The organism is Flavobacterium sp. (genome assembly GCF_027484205.1).
In the GTDB taxonomy this organism is placed as follows: Bacteria; Bacteroidota; Bacteroidia; order Flavobacteriales; family Flavobacteriaceae; genus Flavobacterium.
Genome location: NZ_JAIXUB010000015.1, coordinates 225,290 through 241,633, shown reverse-complemented (window position 1 = coordinate 241,633; position 16,344 = coordinate 225,290). Strand labels below are relative to the sequence as shown.

General features: G+C 33.6%; 18 protein-coding genes. 7 read left to right on the top strand and 11 right to left on the bottom strand.

The annotated features are described in order from the left end of the window. Positions 1-10 precede the first annotated feature (10 nt). From Q0049_RS07150 to Q0049_RS07105, 10 genes are all read right to left on the bottom strand, one after another. Entirely contained in the window at positions 11-727 is a 717-nt protein-coding gene (locus Q0049_RS07150; RefSeq protein WP_298118067.1) for a hypothetical protein, read from the bottom strand. A gap of 33 nt (positions 728-760) precedes the next feature. After that, on the bottom strand, positions 761-1,150 hold the full coding sequence (locus Q0049_RS07145; protein ID WP_298118065.1) for a hypothetical protein: 390 nt from the start codon (positions 1,148-1,150) through the stop codon (positions 761-763). After that, positions 1,147-1,416: a hypothetical protein gene (locus Q0049_RS07140; protein ID WP_298118061.1), complete on the bottom strand. Its 270-nt coding sequence runs from the start codon at positions 1,414-1,416 to the stop codon at positions 1,147-1,149. Before Q0049_RS07140 ends, Q0049_RS07145 begins: the two co-directional genes overlap by 4 nt. Positions 1,417-1,501: 85 nt before the next feature. Then, a complete protein-coding gene (locus Q0049_RS07135) occupies positions 1,502-2,230 on the bottom strand; it encodes a hypothetical protein (RefSeq protein ID WP_298118059.1) in 729 nt (242 codons plus the stop codon). Then, on the bottom strand, positions 2,223-3,101 hold the full coding sequence (locus Q0049_RS07130) for a DUF1351 domain-containing protein (RefSeq protein WP_298118057.1): 879 nt from the start codon (positions 3,099-3,101) through the stop codon (positions 2,223-2,225). Before Q0049_RS07130 ends, Q0049_RS07135 begins: the two co-directional genes overlap by 8 nt. Continuing rightward, on the bottom strand, positions 3,101-4,078 hold the full coding sequence (locus Q0049_RS07125; RefSeq protein ID WP_298118055.1) for an ATP-binding protein: 978 nt from the start codon (positions 4,076-4,078) through the stop codon (positions 3,101-3,103). Before Q0049_RS07125 ends, Q0049_RS07130 begins: the two co-directional genes overlap by 1 nt. Positions 4,079-4,324: 246 nt before the next feature. Then, complete coding sequence (locus tag Q0049_RS07120; protein ID WP_298118053.1) at positions 4,325-4,546, bottom strand: hypothetical protein; 222 nt, start codon at positions 4,544-4,546, stop codon at positions 4,325-4,327. A gap of 110 nt (positions 4,547-4,656) precedes the next feature. After that, a complete protein-coding gene (locus tag Q0049_RS07115; RefSeq protein WP_298118051.1) occupies positions 4,657-4,818 on the bottom strand; it encodes a hypothetical protein in 162 nt (53 codons plus the stop codon). 185 nt (positions 4,819-5,003) lie between these two features. Next, positions 5,004-5,129, bottom strand: coding sequence for a hypothetical protein (locus Q0049_RS07110; protein ID WP_298118049.1), 126 nt, complete (start codon positions 5,127-5,129; stop codon positions 5,004-5,006). Between the two features lie 3 nt (positions 5,130-5,132). Beyond that, positions 5,133-5,363: a hypothetical protein gene (locus Q0049_RS07105; protein ID WP_298118047.1), complete on the bottom strand. Its 231-nt coding sequence runs from the start codon at positions 5,361-5,363 to the stop codon at positions 5,133-5,135. 162 nt (positions 5,364-5,525) lie between these two features. Between Q0049_RS07105 and Q0049_RS07100 the strand changes: the two genes are divergently transcribed. From Q0049_RS07100 to Q0049_RS07075, 6 genes are all read left to right on the top strand, one after another. Then, on the top strand, positions 5,526-6,173 hold the full coding sequence (locus tag Q0049_RS07100) for a LexA family transcriptional regulator (protein ID WP_298118045.1): 648 nt from the start codon (positions 5,526-5,528) through the stop codon (positions 6,171-6,173). Then, complete coding sequence (locus tag Q0049_RS07095; RefSeq protein ID WP_298118043.1) at positions 6,170-6,694, top strand: DUF4468 domain-containing protein; 525 nt, start codon at positions 6,170-6,172, stop codon at positions 6,692-6,694. Before Q0049_RS07100 ends, Q0049_RS07095 begins: the two co-directional genes overlap by 4 nt. Continuing rightward, positions 6,694-6,936, top strand: coding sequence for a helix-turn-helix transcriptional regulator (locus Q0049_RS07090; protein ID WP_298118041.1), 243 nt, complete (start codon positions 6,694-6,696; stop codon positions 6,934-6,936). Before Q0049_RS07095 ends, Q0049_RS07090 begins: the two co-directional genes overlap by 1 nt. Before the next feature lie 285 nt (positions 6,937-7,221). Next, positions 7,222-7,602, top strand: a complete 381-nt coding sequence (locus tag Q0049_RS07085) for a hypothetical protein (RefSeq protein ID WP_298118039.1) — start codon at positions 7,222-7,224, stop codon at positions 7,600-7,602. A 20-nt stretch (positions 7,603-7,622) separates the two neighbouring features. Continuing rightward, the gene (locus Q0049_RS07080) at positions 7,623-9,899 is read left to right on the top strand and encodes a T9SS type A sorting domain-containing protein (protein ID WP_298118037.1); all 2,277 of its coding nucleotides are present in this window, start codon (positions 7,623-7,625) and stop codon (positions 9,897-9,899) included. Positions 9,900-10,199: 300 nt separating this feature from the next. After that, the gene (locus Q0049_RS07075; RefSeq protein WP_298118036.1) at positions 10,200-12,308 is read left to right on the top strand and encodes a prolyl oligopeptidase family serine peptidase; all 2,109 of its coding nucleotides are present in this window, start codon (positions 10,200-10,202) and stop codon (positions 12,306-12,308) included. Between the two features lie 90 nt (positions 12,309-12,398). Here the strand turns inward: Q0049_RS07075 and Q0049_RS07070 are convergent, their stop codons facing one another. Next, positions 12,399-12,935 (bottom strand): hypothetical protein, encoded by a 537-nt coding sequence (locus Q0049_RS07070; protein WP_298118034.1) that lies wholly within the window; start codon positions 12,933-12,935, stop codon positions 12,399-12,401. A 274-nt stretch (positions 12,936-13,209) separates the two neighbouring features. Here Q0049_RS07070 and Q0049_RS07065 point away from each other — a divergent pair, with 274 nt between their 5' ends. Further along, positions 13,210-16,248 carry a choice-of-anchor I family protein gene (locus tag Q0049_RS07065; protein WP_298118032.1) on the top strand — a complete coding sequence of 1,013 codons (3,039 nt, stop codon included), beginning with the start codon at positions 13,210-13,212 and terminating at the stop codon, positions 16,246-16,248. Positions 16,249-16,344: the final 96 nt, after the last annotated feature.

The window sequence follows — 16,344 nt, the reverse complement described above, 5'->3', positions numbered from 1 at the left end:
TAAGGTTTAATTATTTAATCAATGTGTCGATTACTAGTTCAACATCCTCTTCAGATTTATAAAATAAATGAGCTAAATTTGGAGCGCATTTTATTCCACATTCTTCAGCACTAATTTCATTGTACTTGTCCTTTTCAAAAATTTGAATCCATCCAGCTACACAATGAGTTGTTCCACATCCTATAACTTCATCATATGTTTGATTTTTCCAGTTTTCATTTTCATGCCATCTTGACATAACTAGTTTGTTAGACTTTAAAAGAGGTTTTAATCTTTTTAAATAATCAACTTCTTTTATAGTTAAATTTAAATAAGTGCCTTTTGGAAATGTTTCATCTGTAAATTGATAACCTATTTTTTTAAACACTTCAGCTAATACAGGAGCAGTAAAAGTTGCACCTTGACGAACATAGACATAACCTGATTTTGCTAATACAGGAGCAGTAAAAGTTGCACCTTCTTGAACATCGACATAACCTGATACTTCGGCTAATACAGGAGCAGTAAAAGTTGCACCTTGACGAACATAGACATAACCTGATACTTCGGCTAATACAGGAGCAGTAAAAGTTGCACCTTGACGAACATAGACAGAACCTGATTTTGCTAATACAGGAGCAGTAAAAGTTGCACCTTCTTGAACATCGACATAACCTGATACTTCAATTACATCTTTGTAGTTTTCTTGATTTTCTTTTGTGATTGTTAAATTTCCTGAGATTTTCATTTTGCTTTATTTTTAAATTATTATTTAATTATGTTATCCGCTAAATGCGGTCATTTCTGCTTTTGCTTTACTGATTAATGTTCTGCACCAATCGAGTTGATGTGTGCAACTTCTGTTCACTCTCTCACACCAGTTGACCAAATAGTTCTCCTCGAAACAAAGAGCGTCAACATATTTATTAGCCGTACTAGCTGGAAGTGCTACGACCTTTTTTAAGTTGGTAACTACTTCAGAACTCAATTTTCTATCTCGAATAATCTTTGCATCTGCTAGGAGCTTTCCTGTTCTAGCTAATTGAGCTGAGCAATAGTTTCCTCTGTCGATTGCTTCCTGAATATCCTCATTCATTTCAACATCGATAACCGATTGAATGATTTTAAGTTCTGCGACTATTTGCTCTGAGGTTGCTATTTCGTTAATCATAATTTTAAAGTGATTTGTCTAAGCCTTGATTCGTGAAATTTTATGCTTTTTTGTAAGCTTAATTTTATTTGATAGACTAAAAATTCACGTATTGGCTTTTCTTGTAAATACATATCATCAAACCTTAAAGAGCCTAAATCAACAGTCATTTGTAACTTTGTCTCTTTATTTTCTTCAAGCTTTTCTAACTTATCTTTTAATGTTTGGATTTTATACAAAACATTATCTAAGTCGCCTCTAGTTTTTTTAATTTCTTCTGAATTCATTTTTGCTCTTTTTTAACCACTCGGATGTGCGGTTTCAATTTTAGTGTGCTTGTTAGCTTTATTTTGCAGTCCGAGTGGTGGTTAATTATTGATTGAAAATCCTAGTATCTATTATCAAATGCCTGTTCAATTCTATGAACTCGATAAACCTCTCGCAATGTTCTTGAAGTCTTGGAACATCTTTCTCCCAATCATACACATACAACTCAGTCCAAGTATTCTTAAAGTCTGTAATCACATATTCAAAGTCATTTATCATAATTCCATTTTGATGTAAGCAAAAAGGGTAAACAATGTGCTGCCAATTGTATCTGAATTTGAAAGCTGAGTACTTACTCAAGGTTTTGGTATCATAAATCCTGAATGGTCCTAACTGGTCAATGCAACCCACAAAATGAACTCTTCCTTTAGTAGTTTCAAGAATTCCATTAATCCACTGCTGAGTAAGACAACCTTTCAAATACTTTCCAAACTCAACACAAATTGCCAAATCAAAATTGAAGAATTGACCATTATAAAATGCTGCGACGGTATTAGTTTCAGGATAGCTTTTGATTTCCATAGTTTCTGACTTTCTATTCTCAATGATGCAGTCGATTACTTCATTGAAAGCAGTTCCTTTGTCAGCTGCTTCACTTTGAAACGGAACTCGGTTAATTGTATCAATAAGTCCTTGAAATTGTTCCTGTTCAAATTGCTCTTCTGTTTTAGCTGGGTCTTCTGAGAATCCCCAGTATTCTTGGTAAATCCGAGAGCTATTTAAGTAGCCCTCGAACTTGTCAAGTAATGTTGGAGAAAATCTGTAACTATTCATTTTCTAATTTTTCAAATGAAATTCCGTTATCATTCATAAAGTTGCCTAGAGCAACTAACTGGTCGTAAGTTCCTGTTACTTTCATCGTTCTAACTAGTAACTCGGTTTTAGCTTCTGTATTTGTTGTAGATTCTGTAATAGGTTCTGTACTAGCAGGTGCGAAAGGATTTTCTTCTGCAGGAACTTCTTTTACTGGAGATGGAACTTCTTTTCTAGTCTCAGCTTCTTTTTGAGCTGTCTCACGATTAGCTTTTAAAGTGTTCGCATATTGAATAGTGTTATTCAGATTAAGCGTGTCCAAGTACAATGCTTTCAATAAATCAATATCAGTTCCAATAGCTTCAATCGTGATGATATCATCACTAATCTTAGCACACTTCGATTTGATTTCAAGTTGAACATCTTTTAGTTTAGAAGTTTTGTTTAACCACTTCTCATCAAAGAATTTTTCCAAAGGAACTAAAGTGAAATTCAATCCATCGAAGTAGTCAACTATCTGACCTCTCTTAGTTGCTTTTTCCTTTGCCTCACTTTCCTTTACAACTCCATCGATTTTGTCTGTAGCTGATTTGATAAGCTTGCAAGTATCATTCACAATAGTTTTGAATTCATCAAATGGAATCATCCATTCCTTTTCAATTTTAATTCTCTCATCATTTAAAGCTTTGGCTGAAGCATTAAGCAAAGCTTTGTCTTTTTTTGCTGATTCAATATTGTTCTCGTTGTAGTTTGCAACATCATAGTTAGGTAAAATTTGTTCTACAAATGCCTTAATATCTAAGGCATTCGTAGTTAATTGTCCTAATGATTTCTTTCCTATTTTAAGTTCTAAATTTTCAGCTGTTAGAACTAATGATTTTGTAGTTTCCATTATACTAGTGATGGTTTAGCGTTATCTTTTTGTACTGGTGCTTGATAAACTTTAGTTTCTTTGTCGAATGACAATCCTAGTTCTTTAGCTTTAGTTGCCAATAACTGACCAGCTACAGCTTTAGAGTTTCCAATGTGTTCAAATGCCTCTATTCTACCAACAAAGTCGTTAGCTGAATCTGCATCAGTAATCAATAAGATTTCGTGTTTTAGTTCTTCAATCAAAGTGTTGTATTTCTCTCCTGCTAATTTGGAAGCTCCCAATCTTTTAGCATAAGCTTTGATTACATGCTCACTGAAGAAATTGTTCGGAGCTGTTGGATTTCCATTCTCATCAACGATAACAGGTATTTTCATAACCGATGGGAGATTACAAGTGTTTTTTCCATCGTTTCTGCTTGTCGGATCAAACGTGATTGTTCTCTCACGTCCGTTAGCTTCTAAGTAACCAACTAAGTCAAGTTCAGTAACTAGACTATCATAAGAACTACCTCCAAATTGTGGAACATAACGAGTATCGTCTCCCTCAGTTTTTGTATCTCTATGCGCTACAAAAATGATGTGTTTGTCCATTAATGAAATTCTTTTCACTAATGATGAGAAAAGTCCTTTTCTCTCTCCATAACCTTGCAAAGTCAAAGCTCCATTTCCTTTGCCCATTTTTGGATTGTTTTTGATAATGTACTCAGACATAAAATCCAAACATTTACCACCTGTATCGATTACTAAAGTTTCGTAAGGCGTAAGGTTTTCGTTGTTGATTACATCTAAGAAGTCCTGATAAGATGTAACTTGAACAGTATCAACTCCGTCTAAGTGAGCGAAGTTCACTCTGTGTACTCCTTTGTCGAAGTCAAATAATAAAGGTTTTGGTGCTGACAACGCTATCGTTGTTTTTCCCATACCTGGTTGACCATAAATTAGTCCTTTGATTTTACCTTGAATGTTTAACTCACTCGGTTTTTTAATTAAGCTCATTGTTTCTAAATTTGATTGTTATTAATTATTAATGCCATTTATTTAATTTCTCGTATATCTTGTATGCTCCACATAAAACACCTAGTCCTATTATCAAAGCGATACACATTTTAATCACTACTATTTCCATATCTACTCATTTTAGTTACTAGAATTATTACTCCTTGCTTTGAGTAATCTTTTGTTTCAATTGGCTTGTGGAACACTGGGTTATTTACAAGCTCTTTACATCTTTGGATTGACTTTTTAGTTACCATAGATTGGTGATGTTAAGTTGAATAAATCTTCTTTAGTGAAATTATTGGGAGCGTATCTTTCACCTTTGTATAAGTATTGAAAAGGGATTGCTTTGTGGTTCTTGTATAAATCAGAAGCATTGTTAACTGCTTCTTGAATTGAATCTGCTTCGATATCGTGAACCTCGAAGTCTTTTTCTTGTTCTCCAGCTATCACAAAGCGAAACCACACTAAGATTTGATAATTTTGTTTTATATTTGCCATGTTCTATTGAATTATGCACATGCTCGGTGCGTTATTGAATTTGATTGTAAAACCTCCTATGCTCGTGGGAGGTTTTTTTAGTTTTGATACATAAGGCAGTTTCTATCATCTTGAACTAAACAGCCAGGTTTATTGATAATTAAAAATTTTGCCATAAACCACCACTCCTTTGGTTTTACTTTTTTTGAACCGATTGTATAAGTAAGTGTAATTCTATTGTATGTAATAAATTTTGCCATTGCTCTATTGTTTTAATCTTGATTTTGCTCTTTTACTCAGTACTTCTGTGGTGGAAAAGCTTTTCCTCTTTCGAGGGGAGTTATCGGACACCACACCCGACAACTCCTGCTTCAGCATTGTAGCTTCTTTTAAAATCAGTTCAGCGAATGTCTCAAGCTGACCAATTCGTTGTAATATTTTTGAATTACTCATTTTTACAAAGCATTATGTATTCATATAAAAAATAAAATGCTAACCCAATTCCCAACCACATCAATACGGTTAAGATTAATTGTCCTATTCTGAATTTTTGCTCGTCGTTCAGTCTCATGATTTAATTATGTGAAGTTGATGTATAAGTGACTTTCTCGTAAACAAAAATTTCATCGTCTTTCAATCCTGTAGATTTGTAAAAATTAACCGCTGCCATTTTAGTGAGATTATCAGAATTTGATTTTGCTAGATTGATTACATTTCTTTCAGTAACTCCTAAAGCCAAAGCTGTATTTAATCTGAAATTCTTGTCATTCAGCAGTTTTTCTACGATTATTTGTGATACTTTCATTTTGTTTGTGTAGTTTTGTTCGTATATATATGCAAATATACACACAATGTGCATATATGCAAATTATTTACACACTTTTTTACACTTTGTGCGTAAAAATTTTTGAATGCCCCACAAAATATGGACTCATTAGAAATTAAAGTAGCGAGAAAGACACTCAAAATGACTCAAACAACGTTTGGAGAAACGCTTGGAGCATCACTTAGAGCTGTACAATCATGGGAAAGTGGAGATAGAAATATGCCTAAGTCTACAGAAATACTTCTTCAACAAAAATTAGAAGAGCACAAATTAAAGTCTCAGTTAAACGACCCTAAAAGTCATTACAATATTGAAGTAAACCACATTAATGGTCTTACCTCATCAATTATGTATGTACCATTAGTAAATCAATACGCCTACGCTGGATATCTTAACGGATTTTCAGATAATGAGTACATGGAAACATTGCCGAGAATACCTTTCATTCTTGATAAAGAATATAAAGGAGAGTACCTTTGCTTTGAAGTAAAAGGAGATAGCATGGAATGTGATAGTGAAGAAAGCATTTCTGAAGGTTCTATACTTTTGTGTAGAAATGTGCGTAAAGATTATTGGAAAAGTAAATTGCATATACACAAATGGGATTTTGTGATAGTTCACAAAGAACTAGGTATAGTAGCAAAAAGAATAATTAACCACGATGTTGATAAAGGAATTTTAACATTGCGTTCTTTAAATTCATTTTATAAAGATTACGATATTCATATCAAAGATGTACAGCAGATTTTTAATATTGTAGAAGTTCAACAAAAAAGAAAAAGACGATGAAAAAATTAATACTATTTATTTTGATCACAACTTTAAGTTATGCTCAAGAAACAAAATTCACTTTTAAAAAAGAAGGTTTCACCGATTATGTAGTTACTGAGGTATCGGGAAAACAAAGCGAAATTTATTCAAAGACTGTAAATTGGATAAAAGAAACTTATAAGAATCCTGATGAAGTTATCAAAATGAGTATCGAAAATGAAAAAGTAAGATTTCAAGGTTTGAAGTCAAACTTTAATTGTTACAAAGCGATGGGTAGTTCTATCTGTTCTGATGCTATTTACACTATTGAAGTATCTTTCAAAGATGGTAAATATAAATTTGATGTGATTGAATTAGTTATTACCGCAAATGGTAATTCATTCACTCCTGATTTGAATGATCTGTCAATATATTACAAAAAAAATGGAGAGTTAGCAAAGTCGAGTGAATCGGTTCAAGCATCTTATGAAAATCTATTCAATGATTTAAACGAAGGATTGAAATTATATGTAACCGGAAATAAAAAAAGTGATTGGTAATGAAAGAGGTTGATGAAAAAGTTTTTCTTTTTATGAATAGTCTGATGCAACTTGGAATTATAGAGTTTGAAAAAGATTTTGCTGAAGCTATTGGAGTAAAAAGACAAAATGTAAACAACATTAAAAACGGAATCTCGCATTTCACTACTAAGCATATTCATAATATATCGAAAGTTTTTGGAGGAAATCCTAACTATTTCTTTGGTTTAGAAGAAAATATGTTTAGAAAAAAAAGTAAATAATATCGTCAATAATTAGTCAATAAAAATTTATAAAACTTAATAATTGTAGCTTACAAATAAAGGTTTAAGGTTTTATGCTTCAATCAATTTCTGACTGTTAATCAGAGGGTCCTTGGTTCGAGCCCAAGAGGGGGAGCTTTTTAAAAAGACTATCAGAAATGATAGTCTTTTTTGTTTTTATACTTTTTATAAAATAAAAATACAACACTACATCGTCGTAAACTAATCGAAATAAATTAATTAGTATCTTTGATGATCATCATTAATTGAATTTAAATCCAAAATATGCAACTTTTAAATAACTTTAAAACTCTTCTCGTTTTTCTATTTCTTTTGGTTGTCCAATTCTCAAATGCCCAAAACGAAACTCCACAATGGATAAAAATGATGGAAGATCCAAATGTAAACTATCATGAAGCCATAAAAAAATTTGACGAGTATTGGGCAGATAAAGAAAAACCAGTAGAAGAAAAAGAAATTTTCAAATCAAAAAAAGCTATTGTAAAAGATTACAAAAGCAAAAGAACACTCCAATATGCCTTTGAGTATAAAAAATTTCAAAATTGGAGAAGAAAAATGCTGCCTTTTGTTAAAGAGGATGGTCATATCTTAAATAAAGCAGAACGATTGGAACTTTGGGAAAAAGAAAAAAACAACAGAAACTAGTTTTATTAAAAAAACTCCGGATGAACTTAAATTATACATACAAATTATCTCTTATATTACTGCTTTTCACTTTTAGTACATTGGCTCAAAACCTTAGTGGAAATTGGACAATAAAAGGACCAATTGCTTTTCCAACAAATATTTCAGGTCAAATACATGGAATTGGTCGAGTGAGTCAGGTTAAATTTCATCATTCAAATCCACTAAAAATGTATGCAGTAAGTGCCTCTGGAGGACTTTGGATTAGTAATGATGCAGGATTAAATTGGAATAAAACAGAAACTGATAATCAAATTCCTCAAGGTAGTTGTGCCTCTATTTGCATTGATTATACAAATGATAATATTCTTTATTTGTCAACAGGTGATGCAAATTATTATGGTGGAGGTTATGGAATCTATAAAAGCACGGATGGAGGTAACACGTGGTCGCCTTCAAATACAAATATTGGTGATAGAATGGCTATTGAAATCTTAATGTCTCCAACAAATCATAATATTTTAATTGCCGCAACTGTCGATGGAATTTGGAAAAGTGTAAATGCTGGATTAACTTGGTCAAACACATTGGTTGGTGGCGCATTTAAAGATTTGGTCTATAAATCAGGTTCTTCTAGTGTTCTTTTTGCAGTGACCGATAATGTTCTTTGGAAAAGTTCTGATAATGGAACTTCTTGGTCACAAATTAGTAGTGTTAATCCAAGTCCAGGAAATGGTGGAAGAATTGCAGTTTCTGCTGCAAACAACAACATTATTTACGTGGGATTTGTTGGAAGCAATAGTGATAGCGGTCTTGGCGGAATTATTTATCAGTCAATTGATGGAGGAAATACTTTTACTCTAAAAAAAGGCGATGTTCAACCAAATTTAAACGGATATTCGGGTGAAGAATATGGACAAGGAAATTATAACTGGGCATTATTTGCCGATAGAACCAATGCCAATATACTTTATGCTTGCGGACATGTCGTTTGGAAAAGTACTGATGGAGGATCAAATTGGTCACAACTAACAAATTGGTGGGAAAAATGCCATACCGATATGCACCAAATAATTTCTTCTCCATATGACAATACAAAACTTTTTAATATAAATGATGGTGGAATTTTTATAAGCACTGACGGTGGAAATAATTGGAATCCTACTTCTGATGGTCTTAGTGCTACCGAAGTTTATCATTTAGGACAAAGTAAATTGTCAAGAAACATTGTCTCAATTGGAACGCAAGACAATGGTGAAATTTATCTAAATAATAATTCTTGGTATTGTAATCGTGGTGGCGATTGGGGTTCAAAAACTTCTTTCGATTTAGCTAACCCTAATTTAGCATACTACCATGAAAATGCACAAAGAAGAGATTTAGTTTTAAATGATGGTGAAAACTCATACAACTTAGTAAACCCAAACAACAACAATAATTATATTTTCTCTGAATTAAATACAAGTCTGGCTTTTGTAAGTCAACAAAATACGCTAAAAAGAACTACTAATTTATTATCACCAAATCCTTTTTGGTCTAATGTGAAAATTTTTTCAAGTAACATAAAAAGCCTAGCCATTTCTCCAATAAACAATAGCGAAATTTATGTAGTTCTTGATAATAACCAAGTTTACTATACTTCAAACGGTTCAACTTTTAATCAAGTTTCGGTTGCTCCATCGAGCACTTATGACTATTGTAGTATTGTTGTTAACAAAAACGATACAAACATTGTTTATTTAAGTTGTGGAAGTAAAGTATATCGCTCTTCAAACAAAGGTGTAAATTGGACTGATATTTCTGGCTCTCTTTCTTTAGCAAATATTTTAAACCTAATTCATGACCCATACAAAACCAATGAAAGTTTCTATTTAACAACAGCATTTGGAGTTTATTACAGAAACAATACTATGACCGATTGGCAAAGTTTTTCAAACGGATTACCTTTAATCGCTCAAATCTCAGATTTATTTGGCTATTTTGATGGAACTGACAATAGCGTTTTGAGAGTTTCATTCTATGGAAGAGGTGTTTGGGAAAGTAACTTATACTCAACAACTCTTGCTACTAATGAATGGGATGAGAATATTGGAACAATTAATGTCTATCCTAATCCAAGTACAGATATCATTACCATCAGTATAACCAAACCTGATTTAATGAATACAAATGCCGAACTTTTTGACTTAAATGGTAAAAAAATTAAAGACATACAAATCAATCAACCCATTACGCTAATTGATTTTAATAATTATACTAAAGGAGTTTACTTGTTGAAATTTAAAAACAACACCTCAAAAAAAATTATCATAAAATAAAATCTTAAGATTAACCTTTTGAGTACAATTATTTTATACAGCTTTTTTTACAACAACTGTCACATTGAGCTTGTTGAAATGCTTTATTAAAAAGACTTCGACAAGCTCAGTCTGACAACTTGATTCTAATTGACTTTATTTTTAAATAATCGAATTTGTTTTTACCAACTTTTGGTAATTACACCCAACTAATTTAAGACTATCAGAAATGATGGTCTTTTTTATTTTAATTCTTTCTTTTTCTATCCAACATTTTCTTAACACTTATTTGTTTATTTTTGTTATTCTAACAACTAGACAATGAAAAAAACAATTCTATTACTGACTTTAACTTCTTCATTTATTTCCATGTCACAAAATCCTATAAATTATCCAAAAACCGAAAAAGGTGATGTAACTGACACTTATTTTGATATTAAAGTTGCCGATCCATACCGTTGGCTAGAAGATGATAGATCAGAGGAAACTGGCAAATGGGTAAAACAACAAAACGAAGTAACTTACAATTATCTTTCTAAAATTCCCTATAGAGAAGCTTTGAAATCGCGTTTGGAAAAACTTTGGAACTACGAAAAAATCAGTGCTCCATTCAAAGAAGGTAATTTTACATACTATTATAAAAATAACGGACTTCAAAATCAATCGGTATTGTACAGAAAAGACGCCGCAGGAAACGAATCCGTTTTTCTTGATCCAAATACATTTTCTAAAGACGGAACTTCCTCTCTTGGTGATGTAAACTTCTCTGAAGATGGAAACATTGTTGCCTACTCTATTTCAGAAGGTGGGAGCGATTGGCGTTCTGTAATTGTAATGAATGCCGTTACCAAAGAAATTATGGAACCTACTTTAGTAGATATTAAATTCAGTGGTGTTTCTTGGAAAGGAAACGAAGGATTTTATTATTCAAGTTATGACAAACCTGACGGAAGCGAACTTTCCGCTAAAACAGACCAACATAAACTATACTATCACAAACTTGGAACCAGTCAAAAAGAGGACAAAGTCATATTTGGCGATGACCAAAAAAGAAGATATGTTGGCGGTTATGTAACAGAAGACAATCGTTATTTAATTATTACTGCAGCAAATTCTACCTATGGAAATGAATTATATATTAAAGATTTAACTAAAGAAAACGGTTCAATTGTTACCATAATTGACAATTTCGAAACATCAAACAATATCATTGAAAATGAAGGTTCAAAATTGTTTATTGAAACCGATTGGAATGCTCCAAACAGTAAAATCGTAACTGTTGATGCGAACAATCCTTCGCCACAAAATTGGAAAGATTTTATTCCTGAAACAGAAAACGTTCTTTCTCCTTCAACTGGTGGCGGTTACTTCTTTGCTCACTATATGAAAGATGCAGTTTCAGTTGTAAAACAATTTGACTACAACGGAAAACTGGTACGCGAAATCAAACTTCCAGGAGTTGGAACTGCTGGTGGTTTTAGTGGTAAGAAAAAAGAAAAAACACTTTACTACTCATTTACTAATTATATAACGCCTGGTTCAACCTATTCTTTTGAAGCCGATTCAGGTGTTTCAAAAGTATATCAAACTCCAAAAATCGACTTTGATTCGGAAGACTATCAATCGGAACAAATTTTCTATACTTCAAAAGATGGTACAAAAGTGCCCATGATTATTACGTATAAAAAAGGGTTAAAACTAAACGGAAAAAACCCAACGATTCTTTATGGATATGGAGGTTTCAACGTAAGTATCACACCAAGTTTTAGTATTTCAAATGCAATTTGGATGGAAAATGGTGGCGTTTATGCTGTGGCCAATATTCGTGGCGGTGGCGAATATGGTAAAAAATGGCATGATGCAGGAACCAAACTTCAAAAACAAAATGTCTTTGACGATTTCATTGCAGCTGCAGAATATCTTATTGCAAATAAATACACTTCTCCCGATTATTTAGCCGTTCGTGGTGGTTCAAATGGAGGTTTGCTTGTAGGTGCAATCATGACACAACGACCAGATTTAATGAAAGTAGCACTTCCAGCGGTTGGTGTTATGGACATGTTGCGTTACCACACTTTTACGGCAGGTGCAGGTTGGGCTTACGATTATGGAACAGCACAAGACAACAAAGAAATGTTTGATTATTTAAAAGGATATTCACCAGTTCACAATGTGAAAAAAAATGTAAAATATCCAGCAACTATGGTAACAACTGGTGATCATGACGACAGAGTTGTTCCAGCACACAGTTTCAAATTTGCTGCCGAACTTCAAGAAAAACAAGCCGGAAACAACCCAACGCTAATTAGAATTGACATTAATGCAGGTCATGGCGCAGGAAAATCAGTAGCTGCTTCAATTCAAGAAAGCGTCGATATTCTTGCTTTTACACTATATAACATGGGAATAAAAAGTTTACCAAAAAAATAATACTTCCCAACTAAAACAAAAAACCCCGACATCAAATAGGGGTTTTTGTTTGTATATAAATTGTATCGATAACCTAAGAAAAACTAAACGTTATTTCTTAGGCAATGGCGCACCAACAGCCACTGCACAATCGTGACCTGCTTGTCCATGTGGCGGATTCATACCTTCTGGTGTAACAATAGGCGAAACTGTCGCAGCTCCAGCATTATTATTTGAAGTTGTTATAGTTGCGCCATTGCTTGTAACAACACCTGGTTGTGCAGCATTGGACGAAATGGTAGTCGTTTTAGTAATTGGAGCTGGCTTAGTAGCATTTACTTTTCCTGGAGGCGAATTTAAAGGTGCACCCACAGCAATATCACAACGATGTCCAGGCTGACCGTGAGCAGGATTCATGCCTTTAGCCGTTGCAACTGGTTGTGCCATAGCTGGAGTAGTTCCAGCTGGAGTTGTCGTTGCAACAGAAGCAGTTGAAGCAGTTGTCGCAACGGTATCAATTGGTCCAGAAAAAGAATCAGAAAAAACAGAAACGGCATCACTAACTTTTGGTGTTGGTGCTTCTTCTTCTTTTTTACAAGAAAATACTACTACTGAAACTATAAATAAGGAAGTAACTATCTTTTTCATACTGTTGAAATTTAATTTTAAATAGAAGAATTCTAGAACTTCAAATATAATGGTTTTTTAAATAAACCTTAGATACAGAAAATGTTAAATATAAAAATCAAGCAACAAACTTTAATAAATCCTTGATAAATTGTAAACCAAATCATAGTTTTAAACCATCATATAACAATAAATATACACGCAAACAGCATCTCTTGACAATTCTTTGTTTTTAGATTAATACTACTTTAACACATTCGATAGAGTTTTGTAGCACAATTAAAACTACACTACTATGTCAAAAAATTACTGTACTAAAACACTTTTTGTTATATTGTTTTTTGCTTCCTCCTTTTCTTGGGGACAAACACTATTACACTATTGGAACTTCAACAATAATGCTTCAGTAGCCACAATCACAACGCCTTCTCAAACACTTGGTGGCGCTTCTTTAAATGCAATTCCTGGTGGAATTAGCGCTATCGATTTTGCTAACGGAACAGGTCAAAATTTTAATATTCTTAATTTGAATGCTCAAAATGGTGATGTTTCTGGAACCCATTTGCGTTTTAATGATCCAATTGGTGGTGCTTTAGAATTTGCATTGCCAACGTCTGGTTATGAAAACATCATCGTAAAATTTGCTACACGTCGCTCCAATAATGGTGCTGGAACGCAAACATGGTTTTATTCTATAGATGGTACTACGTACACTTCATTTACAACGGTAATTCCTAATAACGGCGATCCTGCATTAACAACTCTAGATTTTACATCAACTACTGGTGTTAACAACAACCCGAATTTTAAATTAAAAGTTGAATTCACTCAAGGAAGTGGCGGAACTGTTGGAAACAATAGATTCGATAATTTTACAGTTCAAGGATCAACTGCTGCTGGTGGCGATACTGTTGCCCCAATAGCTACAATAACTCCTGTAAATGCAGCAACCAATGTAGCTGTTACTGTAAATCCGACCATAGCTTTCAATGAAGCCATTCGATTGATTGATGATTCGGCAATTACAAATACCAATGTTGATGCTTTAGTAGAATTACGTTTAAACAATGCTTCTGGAACTTTAGTACCATTTGATGCTACCATTTCTGGAACTACAATCACTATTATTCCAAATGCAACTTTGGCTTATGGTCAAGTATATTATGTAGCTCTACTACCAAATGTTGTTGAAGATGCAAGCAATAATGCCATCACAACAACACAATCGGTTAGTTTTACAACTGGAAATCCTTCAGCGAGTTTAGCTTCTAATTTTATTACTGTTAATGAAACTGTGGGTACGCTTTCTTTCACTATCAATTTAACCAATCCTGCTACAAGTTCGGTTGATTTAGTAGTAAAAACAGCTCCGTTCAGCACATCAGATGCTAACGATTTTACGCTTACAACTCAAACATTGAACTTCACTTCTACAAGTGCTTTAACACAAACCATCACCATTCCTATTATTGATGACGCAACTGTTGAACAACAAGCAGAATATTTCGTTCTAAGTATTGAAAATGCTGTGGGTTTATCAATTACAGGAACTTCAACGGCTACGATTTATATTATCGATAACGACAACGTAGCTCCAATTCCGAGCAATCAAATCGAACTAAATTACATCGGTAGTTTTGATCCTTCTGGAACCAATACTAGTACTTGCGAAATTGTGGTTCACGATCCAGCTTCGCAACGATTGTTTACTACAAGTGCCATTGCAGGATATTTAGACATTATTAATTTCTCAAATCCTACTGCGCCAACCGTTATCAATTCGGTGAATATGAATCCTTATGGTGGTGTGACTTCTGTAGCGGTTAAAAACGGAATTGTAGCAGTCGCTTCTCCAAATACAGACGAAACGTTGAATGGTTCGGTAGTATTTTTCGACACTAACGGAACATTTCTAAATCAAGTTACCGTTGGTGCGTTACCTGATATGATTACATTTTCTCCAGACGGAACTAAAGTAATGACAGCCAACGAAGGTCAACCTAATATTGACTATTCTATCGATCCTGAAGGTTCAGTAAGTGTGATTAATATTGCTGGAGGAATTGCTTCGCTAACTCAAGCGAATGTGACTACATTGTTATTCACTGCTTACAATTCGCAAGAAGCTACTTTAATTGCTTCTGGTGTTCGTAAATTGAAACTTACAAGCACGATGTCACAAGATTTTGAACCCGAATACATTACGATAAGTGCCGATTCTCAAAAAGCTTGGGTAACCTTGCAAGAAAACAATGCTATTGCCGAAATCAATTTAGCAACCACTACCATTTCAGACATTTGGGCTTTGGGAACAAAAGACGTGAGCCAACCAGGAAACGGAATGGATATTTCAGACAATAACGGACAAGTATTGATTGCAAACTGGCCAATTCAAGCGTTTTATATTCCTGATGCTGTAGCAAATTATAGCGTTGCAGGAACTAATTACATCGTAACGGCAAATGAAGGTGACGAAAAAGAATACACTGGTTTTACAGAAAGAACTACTGTTGGAGCTTCAACATACACTTTAGATGCAACCAATTTCCCAAATGCTACTGTTTTAAAACAATCGTACAATATGGGACGTTTTAGAGTTACCAACTTAAACGGAAATACCGATGCCGATGCCCAATTTGAAACCATCAATGCTGTTGGAACACGTTCGTTTTCAATTTTCAATACTACTACAAAACAAGTTGTTTATGATAGTGGCGATGCTTTCGAAAGATATACAGCAGCTAATTATCCTACGATTTTCAATGCAGATCACGAAAGCAATACTCCTAAGGGAAGAAGTCGTGCCAAAGGTCCAGAACCAGAAGGCGTAACTATAGCACAAATAGGAACAGAAACTTTTGCTTTTATTTCTTTAGAACGTGTTGGTGGCGTTATGGTATATAATATTACCAATCCAAACAATGCCGTATTTGTAGATTACAAAAACAGCCGAAGCACTTCAGCTTACGCTGGTGATCATGGTCCAGAAGGAATTACTTATGTAACTGCTGCAAACAGCCCAACAGGAACACCTTATGTTTTAGTAGCTAACGAAATTAGCGGAACCATTACCATTTTTGAAGTTGATACGAACACCTTGTCAAATGAAGATTTCAACAACAACCCTAAAACGTTTACTTTATTCCCTAACCCTTCTAATAATGATGGAATAGTTTACTTTAACCGCAGTGCCGACATTGAATTATTTGACCTTTCAGGAAAACTAATTCTATCTCAAAAAGACGCACAAACCATCAACACTACTAGTTTATCTAACGGAATCTACCTAGTAAAAACTAGCGAAGGCATCGTTAAAAAACTAATCGTAAAGTAAGTAGTAGTTTTTTTATTTGTAAAGACCTCTGACGAAAGTTGGAGGTTTTTTTTGTTTTATAAAATTCTTCAAATACTGATTTTACTATCTCATAAC